The organism is uncultured Novosphingobium sp. (genome assembly GCF_964277725.1).
Taxonomy (GTDB): domain Bacteria; phylum Pseudomonadota; class Alphaproteobacteria; order Sphingomonadales; family Sphingomonadaceae; genus Novosphingobium; species Novosphingobium fluoreni.
Map to the genome: position 1 here is coordinate 1 of NZ_CAXYKL010000281.1, position 14,848 is coordinate 14,848.

Consider the following 14,848-nt stretch of genomic DNA (forward strand, 5'->3'; position numbering starts at 1 on the left):
GACTGGACGTGATCGTCCTCGACGGAGAACTTCCACCAGTCGTGGCGCTCGGCCTCGGCCAGCAGATCCTCGTCGATCACGCCGCCCTTCTTCACGCCCTTGGGCGCTGCCGTGGCGGTCTGGCCCAGCAGCATGTCACGCAGGCGATTGTAGGTGGCGCGGTTGAGGATCGCGCGCTCGTCCTCACGGTCCTTGGCGAGGCGTTCGATTTCCTCGTTCTGGATCGCGCGGGTACGGTCGTCGATCTCGATACCGTGGCGGTTGAACACGCGCACGTCAACGATCGTGCCCGAGACACCCGGCGGCAGACGCAGGGACGTGTCACGCACGTCGCTGGCCTTTTCACCGAAGATCGCGCGGAGGAGCTTTTCCTCCGGCGTCATCGGCGATTCGCCCTTCGGCGTGATCTTGCCGACCAGGATGTCACCCGGGTGCACTTCGGCGCCGATGTAGACGATGCCCGCTTCGTCGAGGTTGCGCAGGGCTTCCTCGCCGACGTTGGGAATGTCGCGCGTGATATCCTCAGGCCCCAGCTTGGTATCGCGGGCCATCACTTCGAACTCGTCGATGTGGATCGACGTGAACACGTCGTCCTTCACGATCCGCTCGGAGATCAGGATCGAGTCCTCGTAGTTGTAGCCGTTCCAGGGCATGAACGCGACGAGGCTGTTGCGGCCCAGCGCCAGTTCGCCCAGCTCGGTCGAGGGCCCGTCGGCCAGGATATCGCCCTTGCCCACGATATCGCCCACCTTCACCAGCGGACGCTGATTGATGCAGGTCGACTGGTTGGAACGCTCGAACTTCTGCAGGCGGTAGATGTCGACGCCGGACTTGCCGGCCTCGATATCTCCCGAAGCGCGGATGACGATACGCGTCGCGTCGACCTGGTCGACCACGCCGGCGCGCAGGGCCGAGATCGCCGCGCCCGAATCGCGCGCCACGGTCTCTTCCATGCCGGTGCCCACGAACGGCGCGTCGGCTTTGACCAGCGGCACCGCCTGGCGCTGCATGTTCGAGCCCATCAGTGCGCGGTTGGCGTCATCGTTTTCCAGGAACGGGATCAGCGATGCGGCGACCGAAACGAGCTGCTTGGGCGACACGTCCATCAGCGTGATCTGGTCACGCGGGCTCATCACGAACTCGCCGTTCTGGCGGGCCGAGACGAGTTCCTCGGCGAAGCTGCCGTCCTCGTTGGTATCGGCCGATGCCTGGGCGACGGTGTGCTTCTGCTCTTCCATGGCGGAAAGATAGACCACGTCGCCGGTCACCTTGCCGTCGATTACCTTGCGGTATGGCGTCTCGATGAAGCCGTACTTGTTGACGCGGGCGAAGGTCGACAGCGAGTTGATCAGACCGATGTTCGGGCCTTCCGGCGTTTCGATCGGGCAGATGCGGCCATAGTGCGTCGGGTGAACGTCGCGGACTTCGAAGCCCGCGCGCTCACGCGTGAGACCGCCCGGCCCGAGCGCCGAAACGCGACGCTTGTGCGTCACTTCGGAAAGCGGGTTGGTCTGGTCCATGAACTGCGACAGCTGCGAGGAGCCGAAGAACTCACGCACCGCGGCCACGGCGGGCTTGGCGTTGATGAGATCGTTGGGCATCACGGTCGACACGTCGACCGAGGACATGCGCTCCTTCACGGCGCGCTCCATACGCAGCAGGCCGACGCGGTACTGGTTTTCCAGCAGCTCGCCCACCGAACGCACGCGGCGATTGCCGAGATTGTCGATGTCGTCGATCTCGCCCTTGCCGTCCTTCAGGTTCACCAGTTCCTTGACCACCGCCAGGATATCGTCGGTGCGCAGCGTGGTGACGGTGTCCTCGACCTCAAGGCCCAGGCGCATGTTCAGCTTGACGCGACCCACGGCCGACAGGTCGTAGCGGTCGGCATCGAAGAACAGGCCGTCGAACAGCGCTTCTGCGGTTTCCTTCGTCGGCGGTTCGCCCGGACGCATCACCTTGTAGATGGCTTCCAGGCCCATCTCGCGGTTCTCGGCCTTGTCGGCCTTCAGCGTGTTGCGGATCCAGGGACCGGTGTTGACATCATCGATGTCCAGCAGCTCGATCGCATCGAAACCGGCGGCGTCCAGCGCCTCCAGGTTCTCCGGCGAAACTTCGTCGCCCGATTCGATATAGATCCGGCCCGTGGTCTCGTCGATCAGATCCTTGGCGGAATAGCGGCCGAAGATTTCCTCAGTCGGGATCAGCAGCTCGGCAAGGCCGTCCTTCTGCGCCTTGTTGGCGGCGCGCGGAGAAATCTTGTGACCCGCGCCGAACACGACTTCGCCCGACTTCGCATCGACGATGTCGAACGCCGGCTTCAGGCCGCGCCATGCCTCGGGCACGTAAGGCAGGCGCCAGCCGCCTTCGCCACGCTGCCACGTGACGGTCTCGTAGAAGTGATCGAGAATGCTCTCGTCGTCCAGGCCCAGCGCATAGAGCAGCGCGGTGACCGGCAGCTTGCGCTTGCGGTCGATGCGGACGTTGACGATGTCCTTGGCGTCGAACTCGAAATCCAGCCATGAACCGCGATACGGGATCACGCGCGCAGCGAACAGGAACTTGCCCGAAGAGTGGGTCTTGCCGCGATCGTGATCGAACAGCACGCCCGGCGAACGGTGCATCTGCGAAACGATCACGCGCTCGGTGCCGTTGACGACGAAGGTGCCGTTCTCGGTCATGAGCGGCATGTCGCCCATGTAGACGTCCTGCTCCTTGATATCGAGCACGGAGCGGGTCTCGGTCTCGGCATCCACTTCGAACACGATCAGGCGCAGCGTCACCTTCATCGGAGCGGCATAGGTGATGCCACGCTGGCGGCACTCGGTCACGTCGTACTTGGGGTCTTCCAGCTCATAGTGGACGAAGTCCAGCTCGCTGGTGCCAGCAAAGTCGCGGACCGGGAATACCGAGCGCAGCGTCTTTTCCAGGCCGGAAACGTAGCCCGTCGCCGGATCGGAGCGCAGGAACTGCTCGTAGCTCTCGCGCTGAACCTCGATCAGGTTCGGCATCTGCACCACTTCGTGCGCGTCGCCGAAGATCTTGCGGATGCGCTTGCGGTTGGCCTTGGGCGAACTGCTGTTCGCCGAGACGTCCGGATTGACGGGATTGGTCGCCATGAGGGATCTATCGCCTTCTCGCTCTTGGCCGATCACGAAGACCGGCCACCATCGTTATCTCTCGCGAAATCGCCGCCCAAAAGGCGGACCATCCAAACGCGACAAAGGCCGCGTATGCATGCCTGCCCGATAAGGCAGACCAGCAATTCGCAGCCTGTTGCGTCAGATGAATACCCAGACCGCTTCCTGTTCGTGACGTATCCCCGCGCTGGATCCGTCTTGCTCGAAGCGGTGAGTGAGGTCGGCATATAGGAGCACGACCTCGCAGAGTCAATCACAGCCCGCGCACCGGGGACCAAGGGCCGTGGCCGATGAGAAATCGAAAACGCCGTCCCCAAATGAACTTCAGATTAACATATCAGTTTCGAATAATGCGATGATCGGTAATAAACTTTCGATGTTTGTCCAGCAAAATTGATTGCCAGGGTTAGCAGTTAACGGTTCATCCTGATCCGTAATTCACTTCATCGCGAAAAATAGTATTAGCACTGTAACCGATCAGTATAATGCGCATTCTACTTGGCATGGCACAGACATTCACTCGTTCGTTCAGCGCCACTGCAGCGATTGCCGCTGTTCTCGCGCTTGGTTCCACTTCCGCCTCGGCTCAGGAAGCCGCGCCGGTCATTGATATTGCGCCGCCTGCCGCTTCGGCCCCTGCACAGCCGGCAACTACGCCGATGGCGTCGCCGATTCAGGCGGCACCGGCCTCGGTTCCGGCCCCGGCAACAGCGTCTGCCACGACCGGCGCCCCCGCGATCTCGGTTGATCCGGTGACTGCGACCGACACGGCTGCGGCTCCGGCGGCGACCAACACCACCGCCGCCTCGTCGGAACCGGCAGCGACGACTCGTTTGGCACGCAACACGCGTTCGGCGACCCCGCAGGCTGCGGCGCGTGAAACCGCTCGCACCTCCACCGCTACGCCTGCCGTTGCGGCGGCTGCCGCGCCTGCGGCGGCGGCTGATACCGCCCCTGCGCTTCCCGCAAAGGCTTCGAGCGCCAACATCCTCCACGACCCACCGACGCGTGCCGTGGAGCCGGCCCCGGCACCCCAGGCTGATCCCGCCACCCCGGCGCAGGACGGCATCCCCGGCGTCGCGATCGCCGGCCTGCTGGGCTTGCTGGGCATCGGCGCTGCCGGGTTCGCTGCTACGCGTTCGCGCCGCCGCCGCGTGGAAACGGACGAGCAGGTTGCTGCCGAACCGGCCTTCGTCGCCACCGAAAGGGCTGAGGCCCCGCGTGAGGAGGCCACTCCGGCCTATGTCGCCGCCCCCGTGGTCACTGCGCGACCCAACCGCACTTTCGCCACTCCGACCGCCGCTTCGGCAATGACCAGAGCGCCGGCGAATGCAGAGGAGCGCGCGGCTATTCTGGATCGTATGGTGGATGCGGCGCCGGATGAAGCGAATCCCTTCACCTCGCGCCAGGCCCGCCGCAAGCGCGCTCGTCTGATACTGCAGCGCCTTGAGGCGGAGGGCCATCGCGAGGCTCCGTTCGACTTCCGCTCTTATCAGTCTTCGACGGCCAAGCCCTCTACGCCTGCCCCCGTCAAGTCGCCGCTCGTCACGGCCTAACGGGTTCTTCCTTCCTGACGCAATCGGGCGGCTTCCCACGCGGAAGCCGCCCTTTTTGTATGTCGAAAGCCGGCGGCCAAATCCCGCCAACCGATCTTCGATAAGGAAAATATCGTTTTTCGATATTATCGTTTGACGATGTAGCGAAGCGGTATTATTGAATATCGATATTAGCCGTATCGGAGAACGAACAATGACACACGCTACACCCCGCGCTTTCGCCCCCTTCCTCGCACTCGGCCTGGCCGCCATGCTGTGGAGCCAGACTGCTGCGCCGATGACCCATGTGGTGCGGCCCGCCGCCACCACCCCGGTCCTGATGTAACCCGCGAAGTTGGAGGAAAACCGATGAACGCTATCACCCGTGATCCGCTGCTCGCCATTGCCAAGGGCCTGCTGTGGTTCCTCATGGCCTGCTCGGTGGTGGCCGCCGCCGCTTGCGTGGCCGCCGTGCCGCTGCTCTTCATCTTCCAGAGCGAGATTTCCATCGAGCTGGCGAAGGAAGCCCATCACTTCTCACCGCGCGAATTCGTGCCCATCGTCATCGGCCTGCTCGCCGTCGCCACCGTGCTTGTGCTGATCCTGTTCCGCATCTTCCAACTGCTGAAGCGGATCGTGGACACGGTGGGGGCCGGCGATCCGTTCGTACCGATCAACGCCACGCGCCTGACGCAGATGGCATGGCTGACACTGGGCGTGCAGTTGGCCTCCGCGCTGATCGGCGGGATCGCCACCCTGCTGGATCGCGTGGCGGGAGATGCGCCGCATATCCGGGGCGAGATCCAGGTGGACAGCGGTGTGTCGGGCAATGGCCTGCTGTTGATGCTGATCCTGTTCATCCTGGCCCGGGTGTTCCGCAAGGGCGCGGAAATGCGCGCCGAACTGGAAGGCACCGTGTGATGGCGGCCAAGCCCAAAGCAGATACCGAGACCGAAGACACGGAAGGAACCCGCATCGTGGTGAAGCTGGACGATCTGTTGTACGAACGCCGCATGACCTTGACCGAGCTGGCCGAGCGGATCGGCATCACGCTGGCCAACCTCTCGATCCTGAAGACCGGCAAGGCCAAGGCGATCCGCTTCTCCACGCTGGAGGCGATCTGCCGCGAACTCGGCTGCCAGCCGGGAGACTTGCTGGGGTACGAAGCGCAGGAGGGCAGTTGAACCCGGCGCGTCGTCATGGAGCGCGTCGGCTTGGCCATAGATGCGCTCTATGCCGCTCATCCCGCGTGGATATCTAGGATCGCCACGCATTTCGGGGTTCAACCGGCCACCCCCTATCGATCCCGACCGAGGCGCTGCAATGACTGGCCATATCTTCAAGCTTGCCGCCCTTGTCGGTGCGATCATGGTGATGGCGAGCGGTGTGGCGCGGGCCGAGGAGGTTGCGCCGCCGCCGTCTTCGGCCACACGATCGCCGGAACTGGTCCCGGCGAGCTTCGAGGTACCGACGCGATCGACCGGCCCGGGCTTCAAGCTTGTCCCGCTCGGGCCTGATCTCGCGATGATCGACCATGCCGCCTACATGTCTTCGATCCCGCACTTGCAGGCCACATTCACGCGCAGCAAGAACTGGCCGCATCCCGGCATCTCCGCAGCCGAGGCCATGGCGGACATGAAGGCCGAACAGGCCCGCTTCATTGCCCGCGAATCCTTCGCCTACGCCGTGCTGACGCCGGACGGCAAACGAGAGAGGGGCTGCGTCTACGTCTATCCCAGCCCGGTGCCTGGATACGATGCGGTGGTGCGGATGTGGGTGACCCAGGCGGAATACGACGCGGGGTTCGACGCGCGGCTGCAGTCCTGGGTGATGGAATGGGTGCGCAAGGACTGGCCGTTCCGGAACGTCGCTTCTCCCGGTCGCACGATTCCCTGGGCCACGTGGGACACGAAGATCACCGCGACAAAAGCAAAGTCGGCTATAACGGCTCAGTGATTCTCTGAGTCGATGATGCGGGCCACTGCTACCCGATCAGCAGGTCACCACGCGGTCCCGGCCACTCGCCTTGGCCTGGTACAGCGCATCGTCGGCCCGCTTTACCGCGCGTTGGAAATCGTCGGTGCTGTTGCACATGGTGACGCCGATGCTGACGGTGAAGGGGATCGAAGCCTGCCCCGCACGCACCGGTTCGCGGCGGGCGGCCAGACGCACGGCTTCGGCCAGGCGCTCTGCCTCGTCGATGCACTTGTCTTCCGAGACGATCAGGAACTCCTCGCCGCCCAGGCGCGCCAGCAGCGCGGCACCGCCGATCGTCGCGCTGGCGCGGCCGGTGAAATCGCGCAGCACTTCATCGCCGCAGTCATGCCCGAACTGATCGTTTATCACCTTGAAGTGATCGAGGTCCACCAGCATCAGAGTTTGCGGAGAGGTGCGGCTGATCATCGCTTCGGCAAGGCCCTTGCGGTTCAGCACGCCGGTCAGCGGATCGACGCGCGCGGCGTGGGCGGCCTTCTGGAAATCACGCTCGCCCACCATCGCGATGACCGACAAGGTGAACACGATCGTCATGACGTGATCGACCAGGGCGATCATGATCTCGGCCGATGTCGGGGTCAGCCAGGTGCCGCGCAGCAGCGCCGGGATCGCGACGCTGGCAGCGATGATATACATCGAATAGGCCGAGATCGCGCGCGGGCAGCGCCAGCTCATGCGCGAACGTATCGTATATGTCGCCAGCGCCGCAGCGATCGTGCAGTGCGCCAGCAAGGCCGCGCGGTCCGCCTCCGACCAATCCCATCCCAGGCTGCCCAGCAACAGGCAGACGGACAGCGGGGCGAAGGGCAGGAACAGCAGCGGGCGGGTGAAGGGGGGCTTGCCGTCGAACGAACGGAAACCGCCCCAGAACAACAGGATGCCCACTTCGAGGGCGGAGTAACTGGCGCTGCTCCAGATCCAGGTGGGCGGCGCGAAGGGCAGCACAGAGGCGACGACGCCGTAGATCAGCAGTCCGACTCCCCACAGCGCCAGACACTGATCGCGGCGATCGTGGCTCCAGATCGAAAGGCACATCAGGCCACACGTCAGGTTGACCAAGGCATCGGTCACATGCAGCGTCGATAAGTCCACCCAAAACCCCCCGGAATAGCCGCAATCGCGGATTCGGATGGCGGACTATACGGCCACAGGTATGACCAAGTCGTTAGAGCGACTTGACTCTGAAAGGCTGTTTCGCCAAAGGCCCGCGTTGACCGGTCCGGCGAAAGCCATGGCCGTGTCAGCCGTCCGAGACAGTTGGTGGGGGCTTCCCCCTTAATTTCCAGCCTAGACGGGGACAGAGAATTCTTTCGGCCCTTCGCTCCTGGCGCGGTGCCGCATCGTGCTTCGGCACGGCTCCTTCCCCATCGAACGGAACTTCTCCTGGTCGCGTCCGCGGCCACGGAGAGCTTGCCGCATTCGCGGTGAGTGAAAAACGTAGCCGGTCGTCACGCGTCAAGCGCGGCGGCCATTGTGAAGGAGTAAGGCATGGATCGTTCGCAGAAAGCCGATTCGGTCGCTTCGCTCAACGCGGTCTTCAACGAGGTCGGCGTGGTGGTCATCACCCGCAATCTCGGCATGTCGGTGGCCCAGTCCACCGCCCTGCGCATCAAGATCCGCGATGCGGGCGCGACCTACAAGGTGGCGAAGAACAAACTTGCCCAGCTTGCCATCAAGAACACGGACTATGAAGGCATCGACACGATGTTTTCGGGTCCGACGGCGATCGCCACTTCGGTCGATCCCGTCGCTGCCGCCAAGGCAGTCGTGGACTTCGCCAAGACGACCGACAAGATCGAGATCGTCGGCGGTTCGATGGGTACGCATGTTCTGAACGCGGACGGCATCAAGGCGCTCGCCTCGATGCCCTCGCTCGACGAGATGCGTGGCACGCTTATCGGCCTCATCCAGGCACCGGCGACCAAGATCGCCCAGCTCACGGTCGCTCCGGCGTCCAAGCTGGCGCGCGTCTTCAACGCCTATGCCGAGAAGGACGCCGCTTAAGCTTTCAAGCTCAGGCAAAGTTTTCAAGCGATTTGCCCGGCCGCCGCTCGGCGCCGGGTCCACAATTAGGAGTGAAATACCATGGCCGATATCGCCAATCTCGTTGAAGAACTCTCGAAGCTGACCGTTCTCGAGGCCGCTGACCTCGCCAAGGCTCTGGAAGAGGCATGGGGCGTTTCCGCCGCTGCCGCCGTTGCCGTTGCTGGCCCTGCCGGCGGTGGCGCTGCTGCCGAAGCGGTTGAAGAGAAGACCGAATTCGACGTCATCCTGACCGGTGACGGCGGCAAGAAGATCCAGGTCATCAAGGAAGTCCGCGCCATCACGTCGCTGGGTCTCGCCGAAGCCAAGGCTCTGGTCGAGGGCGCCCCCAAGGCGATCAAGGAAGGCGTGAACAAGGCCGAGGCCGAGGAAATCAAGAAGAAGATCGAGGAAGCCGGCGGCACCGTCGAGGTCAAGTAATCGACTTCTTCCGATCCTCCGGATTGGAACAGGAAAGGGCGGTCCTTCGGGGCCGCCCTTTTTCGTATGGGGCGGGCCCTATTTGCCCCATCCCATCAACCAACAGCATCGTCATCCCGGGCCAGACCCGGGATCCCGCTTTTCTTCCGTGACCCCACGAGACAGCGGGGCCCCGGATCAAGTCCGGGGCGACGGAGCATGGTAACCTTCAAGCGGGCTATCGCGCCCCCTTCGTCATCCGCCGTTCAGCTTCGCGGTCGCAGCTTCCCCGTCTCGCATTCGAAAGAGTCGAAGGAGTGATCCGCCGATGCGCAAGATTGCCAAGTATTGTTTCGCCGGAGCCGCTGTCGCGCTGCTCGGGGCTGGCGTCGCCCAAGCCGCCACCCAGAAGATCCACGCCATGAATATCGCCACGCCGGACGGGCAAGTGGTGGAGGTGCGCTATACCGGCGATGTCGCGCCGCAAGTCCAGTTCGTGCCGCCGATGCAGCAGGTCAGCATGGCCGATCCCTTTGCCGAGATGGAGCGCATCTCGGCCATGATGGACGCGCAGATGCACGCGATGATGCAGCGCGCCGCCGTGACGCAGCAGATCGCCTTGCAGCAGGCGGCATTGGCGCAACAGAGCGGCGGCATCGTCCAGCCCGGCTTCACCATGACCGGGACTCTGCCGCAAGGCGCGCAAGTCAGCTACTTCTCGTCCAGTACGGACGCCAACGGTTGCACGCGCACCGTGTCCTACAGTTCGGACGGCAGCAGCGCGCAGCCCAAGGTGACGCAAGCCGCCTCCGACGGGTGCCAGACGGCGACCAGCAGCGCACCCACCCCGGTCAAGGCCGTGGTTCCCGCAAGTCCGCCGAAAGCCGAGCCTGGCCAGAAGGTCTGATCCGGCTCTTTCAGTCCCCCGCGAGCAGCGGCGCCTTCCCCCCCCCCCCACACACACCGGGGGAGCGTCGCTGCTTTTGCTATTTCAGCGTCTTGAGATAATCGACCATTTCCTTGCGCGCGCCCTGGTCAGGAATGCCGAAGACCATCTTGGTGCCGGGCACCATCTGGATCGGTCCCGCCAGCCAGCGGTCGAGTGACTTCTCGTCCCACACGATGCCGGACTTCGCCAGCGCCTCGCTATAGGGGTAGCCAGGCAAGGTACCCGCCTTGCGCCCCCAGACGCCTGCCAGGCTGGGTCCCGAACCGCCGCCGCCTGGCCTGACCGAATGGCAGCCTGCGCAAATGGCGAAAGCGGGCGGGGCCTTGCCTGCGCCGCTCGTCTGCCCCTCGCCCCCGGCGTCCGGCTTGCGCGGCGCGCAGGCGGCCAGCGCCAAGAGAGCTAGGGCGACAAGACAGGTTCGGCGCATCGTGATCCTCGTGGCTGGCAAGCCTGCACGCCCCCAGCACAACCGCCCGATCGTGTCGAGCGAAGTCGCGGCGCAAGGGCATGAAAGCGGCAGGACAGGCCGATTTTCCTTTCCCCTTGCCGCCCCTGCGCCTATCGAACCGTTCCGCCGAGCCTGGCGGCCCGCAACGCATGACCGGACGATGACTGCCGCCCCGATCCTCACCCGCCCCGCACCCGGCCAGTTCCGCACGGAACTGATCGCTACGCTGCGTCTGGCAGGGCCACTGGCGGCGGCCAACATCTTGCAGATGGCGGTGTTCGCCACCGACGTCATGTTCGTTTCGCGCCTGGGGCAGGAGCCTCTGGCAGCGTCCAGCCTGGCCGTGGCGATCTTCGCGGTAATGCTGATGGCGTTCTACGGCCTGACCGGGGCCGTCGCCGCGCTGATCGCGGCGGAGCTGGGCCGCCGCCGCCATGCGGTGCGCGAAGTGCGCCGCTCGGTGCGCATGGCCTTGTGGCTCTGCGTCTTCCTGGGAATCGGCGGCATCGCGGTGTGCTTCAACGGCGAGGCGATGGTGCGCGCCACCGGCCAGACGCCGGTGCTGGCCAAGCTGGCCGGCGATTTCCTGCGTGTCTGCGCGCTCAGCGTGATCCCGATGCTGGTGGTCAACGTCCTGCGCACATTCGTATCCGCCATGGGCCGCCCGATCTTCGCCACCGTGATCACCGCCATAGCGATCGGCGTGAACGCACTGGGCAACTGGGCGCTGGTGTTCGGCCATCTGGGCATGCCGCCGCTGGGGCTGCTGGGCTCCCCGCTCGCCAGCTTCATCACCGCGTGTCTGACGGTGCTGGCCTACTGCCTCGCCATCCGCTCGGACCGGAGGCTGCGGCGCATGCATATCTTCGGTCGCTGGTGGCGGCCGGAATGGTCGCGGATGCGCCAGATCGTCGCGCTGGGCCTGCCGATCGCGCTGACCCTGATGGCGGAGGGCGGCCTGTTCAGCTCCGCCGCGTTCCTGATGGGCCGCATCGGTGAGGCGCAACTGGCGGCGCACACCGTGGCTTTGCAGATCGCCTCGATCTTCTTCCAGGTGCCGTTCGGCATCGGTCAGGCCGCGACGATCCGCGTCGGCTATCACTTCGGCGCCCGCGATCGTGAGGCGGTGGGCCGCGCCGGTTGGGCCGCGTTCCTGGTGTGCATGGCCTTCGTCGGCGTGTCCGCCGCCGCCATGCTGCTGGCGCCGCGCCTGATCGTCGCCGCCTATATCGACATCAATGCGCCTGAGAATGCGGCGATGATCGTGTTCGCCATCCAGTACCTTGCCGTGGCCGCTGCATTCCAATTGGTCGACGGCGCGCAGGCGGTGATCGCGGGCGTGCTGCGCGGACTTCAGGACACGCGCGTGCCGATGGTGATCGCCGTGGTCAGCTACTGGCTCGCCGGTTTCACCACCGCCTACTGGCTGGGCTTCAACACCGCGCTGGAAGGTATCGGCGTGTGGATCGGACTGGCCGTGGGCCTCACCGTCGCGGCGATCCTGCTGCTGATCCGCTGGGTCGGTCGCGCCCGTTTCAACCTTCTGCCGAGCGCGACCTTCGGCTGAGCCGAACCTGTAATTCAAATATCAATTTTTGTTCCCAGTGTGCTTGACGCGGGCACGGCATCGAACCATATCCCAGCCCGCTGGCACTCTCGACCCGGGAGTGCCAAGATCTTTCATGTTTACTGGATAGGGAGAATCCCATGGGTTTTCGTCCGCTGCACGACCGTGTTCTCGTGCGCCGCGTAGAGGCTGAAGAAAAGACGGCCGGCGGCATCATCATCCCTGATAGCGCCAAGGAAAAGCCCGCCGAGGGCGAGATCGTATCCGCCGGCACCGGCGCTCGCGCCGAAAACGGCACGATCACCCCGCTCGACGTCAAGGTCGGCGATCGCGTGCTGTTCGGCAAGTGGTCGGGCACCGAGGTGAAGGTCGACGGTGAAGACCTGCTGATCATGAAGGAATCGGACATCCTCGGCGTCATCGCCTGAGATTGATCGCTTCTTCGTATCTCTTTTATAAATAAGGAATTTTGACAATGGCAGCCAAGGACGTACGCTTTTCGCGCGACGCTCGTGAGCGCATTCTCGCCGGTGTGGACACTCTCGCCAACGCCGTGAAGGTTACGCTGGGCCCCAAGGGCCGCAACGTCGTGATCGACAAGAGCTTCGGCGCGCCGCGCATCACCAAGGACGGCGTGACCGTCGCCAAGGAAATCGAGCTCAAGGACAAGTTCGAGAACATGGGCGCGCAGATGCTGCGCGAAGTGGCTTCGAAGGCCAACGACAAGGCCGGTGACGGCACCACCACCGCCACCGTGCTGGCCCAGGCCATCGTCCGCGAAGGCATGACCGCCGTCGCCGCCGGCATGAACCCGATGGACCTGAAGCGCGGCATCGACATCGCCGTCACCAAGGTCGTCGAGAACCTGAAGGGCCGTTCGAAGAACGTCTCGGGTTCCTCGGAAATCGCCCAGGTCGGCATCATCTCGGCCAACGGTGACACCGAAGTCGGCGAGAAGATCGCCGAGGCCATGGAAAAGGTCGGCAAGGAAGGCGTCATCACCGTCGAGGAGGCCAAGGGCCTCGAGTTCGAGCTGGACGTCGTCGAAGGCATGCAGTTCGATCGCGGCTACCTCTCGCCCTACTTCGTCACCAACCCCGACAAGATGACCGTCGAGTTGGACAACCCCTACATCCTCATCCACGAGAAGAAGCTGTCGTCGCTGCAGGCGCTGCTGCCGATCCTGGAAGCTGTGGTGCAGTCGGGCCGTCCGCTCCTCATCATCGCCGAGGATATCGAGGGTGAGGCTCTGGCCACGCTCGTCGTCAACAAGCTGCGTGGCGGCCTGAAGATCGCCGCCGTCAAGGCGCCGGGCTTCGGCGATCGTCGCAAGGCGATGCTGGGCGATATCGCCACGCTGACCGCTGGCGAGATGATCTCGGAAGACCTGGGCATCAAGCTGGAGAGCGTCACGCTCGGCATGCTGGGTGAAGCCAAGAAGGTCACGATCGACAAGGACAACACGACCATCGTCGATGGCAACGGTTCGGCTGACGAGATCAAGGCCCGCGTCGAGCAGATCCGCTCGCAGATCGAGACCACCAGCAGCGATTACGATCGTGAGAAGCTGCAGGAGCGTCTCGCCAAGCTGGCCGGCGGTGTCGCCGTGATCAAGGTCGGCGGCGCGTCGGAAGTCGAAGTGAAGGAGCGCAAGGATCGCGTCGACGACGCCCTGCACGCTACCCGCGCTGCGGTCGAAGAAGGCATCGTCCCCGGTGGCGGTACGGCTCTGCTGTACGCGACCAAGGCTCTCGAAGGCCTCAAGGGCGCCAACGACGACCAGACCAAGGGCATCGACATCATCCGCCGTGCGATCACTGCTCCGGTAAAGCAGATCGCCGCCAACGCGGGTCATGACGGCGCCGTCGTTTCGGGCAACCTCCTGCGCGAAAACGACGAGACCATGGGCTTCAACGCCGCGACCGACGTCTACGAGAACCTCGTGGCCGCCGGCGTGATCGACCCCACCAAGGTCGTTCGCACCGCGCTACAGGACGCGGCCTCGGTCGCCGGCCTGCTGATCACCACCGAAGCGGCGATCAGCGACAAGCCCGAAGACAAGCCCGCCATGCCCCCCATGGGCGGCGGCGGCATGGGCGGCATGGGTGACATGGGCTTCTAAGGCCAGTCATTCAGTCCAAGCATATCGAAGGCCGGGGGAGCGATCCCCCGGCCTTTTGCTTTGGACGATGCCCTGACGCAAAGGGTAGTGCCATTGAAGGTTTTAAATGCGGCGTCTAGCGATTGGGGCGCGTGTAAAGCCCGGTCGATTTGCAACTCATCGTGAGATGGACCCATCTCGTGAGATGGATTTTCGCCTTCGCGAAACTGACGAGGGCAGAGCAAGAACCTTGGCCCTCTCTCCAATCATGTCGAGCGAAGTCGAAACGCATGAGGGCGGTGCGACAACCCGAATTCAGCCCAGATTTACGCGCAAGCCCTCACGATCAACCTCAAAGCCATAAGGCCGGGCAGAATCATCCGATCGGTAGGCCACATAGCCCACCCCTGCTGCCTCCCAGTCCGCCACTGTCATTGGGCCGTGCCGCGACAGCCATTGCCCGGCTTGGGGAAATTGCGTGAACCACTTGCGCCGTTCGGCCCGCCATCGCGCCAGGCCGGCGACATAGACCTCCAACGCCAGATCGCGGCCCGCCCAGTCCACCCAGGTCACCGGGTTATCCTGCGCGTAGGCGTTGTTGTTGCCTTGTTGCGAGCGGCCGAACTCGTCCCCCGCCGTCAGCATCACGGTACCGGTGGACGCGAACAGCG

At 64.2% G+C, this 14,848-nt stretch carries 14 protein-coding genes and 1 pseudogene; 11 read left to right on the forward strand and 4 right to left on the reverse strand.

Annotation, left to right across the window (positions count from 1 at the left end; genetic code table 11):
* Nucleotides 1-3,119, reverse strand: a 3,119-nt coding sequence (rpoB, locus tag ACHWRX_RS15495; protein ID WP_394659859.1) for a DNA-directed RNA polymerase subunit beta, incomplete at its 3' end; no start/stop codon positions are given.
* 506 nt (nt 3,120-3,625) lie between these two features.
* Between rpoB and ACHWRX_RS15500 the strand changes: the two genes are divergently transcribed.
* The 5 genes from ACHWRX_RS15500 to ACHWRX_RS15520 all read left to right on the forward strand — a co-directional run bounded on the left by ACHWRX_RS15500 (nt 3,626) and on the right by ACHWRX_RS15520 (nt 6,631).
* Nucleotides 3,626-4,696: a hypothetical protein gene (locus ACHWRX_RS15500; protein ID WP_394659860.1), complete on the forward strand. Its 1,071-nt coding sequence runs from the start codon at nt 3,626-3,628 to the stop codon at nt 4,694-4,696.
* 193 nt (nt 4,697-4,889) lie between these two features.
* On the forward strand, nt 4,890-5,021 hold the full coding sequence (locus ACHWRX_RS15505) for a hypothetical protein (RefSeq protein WP_275934643.1): 132 nt from the start codon (nt 4,890-4,892) through the stop codon (nt 5,019-5,021).
* Nucleotides 5,022-5,044: 23 nt separating this feature from the next.
* A complete protein-coding gene (locus ACHWRX_RS15510) occupies nt 5,045-5,596 on the forward strand; it encodes a DUF2975 domain-containing protein (RefSeq protein ID WP_394659861.1) in 552 nt (183 codons plus the stop codon).
* Nucleotides 5,596-5,859: a helix-turn-helix transcriptional regulator gene (locus ACHWRX_RS15515; protein ID WP_058735038.1), complete on the forward strand. Its 264-nt coding sequence runs from the start codon at nt 5,596-5,598 to the stop codon at nt 5,857-5,859. Before ACHWRX_RS15510 ends, ACHWRX_RS15515 begins: the two co-directional genes overlap by 1 nt.
* A gap of 139 nt (nt 5,860-5,998) precedes the next feature.
* On the forward strand, nt 5,999-6,631 hold the full coding sequence (locus ACHWRX_RS15520; protein ID WP_394659862.1) for a twin-arginine translocation pathway signal protein: 633 nt from the start codon (nt 5,999-6,001) through the stop codon (nt 6,629-6,631).
* Between the two features lie 36 nt (nt 6,632-6,667).
* Here the strand turns inward: ACHWRX_RS15520 and ACHWRX_RS15525 are convergent, their stop codons facing one another.
* A complete protein-coding gene (locus ACHWRX_RS15525) occupies nt 6,668-7,762 on the reverse strand; it encodes a GGDEF domain-containing protein (RefSeq protein WP_288417329.1) in 1,095 nt (364 codons plus the stop codon).
* A 396-nt stretch (nt 7,763-8,158) separates the two neighbouring features.
* Between ACHWRX_RS15525 and rplJ the strand changes: the two genes are divergently transcribed.
* From rplJ to ACHWRX_RS15540, 3 genes are all read left to right on the forward strand, one after another.
* A complete protein-coding gene (gene rplJ, locus ACHWRX_RS15530) occupies nt 8,159-8,674 on the forward strand; it encodes a 50S ribosomal protein L10 (RefSeq protein ID WP_394659863.1) in 516 nt (171 codons plus the stop codon).
* A gap of 81 nt (nt 8,675-8,755) precedes the next feature.
* Entirely contained in the window at nt 8,756-9,133 is a 378-nt protein-coding gene (rplL, locus tag ACHWRX_RS15535) for a 50S ribosomal protein L7/L12 (protein ID WP_058735041.1), read from the forward strand.
* A gap of 307 nt (nt 9,134-9,440) precedes the next feature.
* Nucleotides 9,441-10,019 (forward strand): hypothetical protein, encoded by a 579-nt coding sequence (locus ACHWRX_RS15540; RefSeq protein WP_394659864.1) that lies wholly within the window; start codon nt 9,441-9,443, stop codon nt 10,017-10,019.
* A 79-nt stretch (nt 10,020-10,098) separates the two neighbouring features.
* Here the strand turns inward: ACHWRX_RS15540 and ACHWRX_RS15545 are convergent, their stop codons facing one another.
* Complete coding sequence (locus ACHWRX_RS15545) at nt 10,099-10,488, reverse strand: c-type cytochrome (RefSeq protein ID WP_394659865.1); 390 nt, start codon at nt 10,486-10,488, stop codon at nt 10,099-10,101.
* 181 nt (nt 10,489-10,669) lie between these two features.
* On the opposite strand from ACHWRX_RS15545, the gene ACHWRX_RS15550 reads away from it, so the two are divergent.
* The 3 genes from ACHWRX_RS15550 (at nt 10,670) to groL (ending at nt 14,198) form a co-directional block, all read left to right on the forward strand.
* Nucleotides 10,670-12,076 carry an MATE family efflux transporter gene (locus tag ACHWRX_RS15550; protein WP_288417338.1) on the forward strand — a complete coding sequence of 469 codons (1,407 nt, stop codon included), beginning with the start codon at nt 10,670-10,672 and terminating at the stop codon, nt 12,074-12,076.
* A gap of 140 nt (nt 12,077-12,216) precedes the next feature.
* Nucleotides 12,217-12,504: a co-chaperone GroES gene (groES, locus tag ACHWRX_RS15555; RefSeq protein ID WP_058735044.1), complete on the forward strand. Its 288-nt coding sequence runs from the start codon at nt 12,217-12,219 to the stop codon at nt 12,502-12,504.
* Between the two features lie 47 nt (nt 12,505-12,551).
* A complete protein-coding gene (gene groL / locus ACHWRX_RS15560) occupies nt 12,552-14,198 on the forward strand; it encodes a chaperonin GroEL (protein WP_394659866.1) in 1,647 nt (548 codons plus the stop codon).
* Nucleotides 14,199-14,492: 294 nt separating this feature from the next.
* Here the strand turns inward: groL and ACHWRX_RS15565 are convergent.
* Nucleotides 14,493-14,848, reverse strand: a pseudogene (locus tag ACHWRX_RS15565) (glycogen debranching enzyme); the annotation flags it as partial.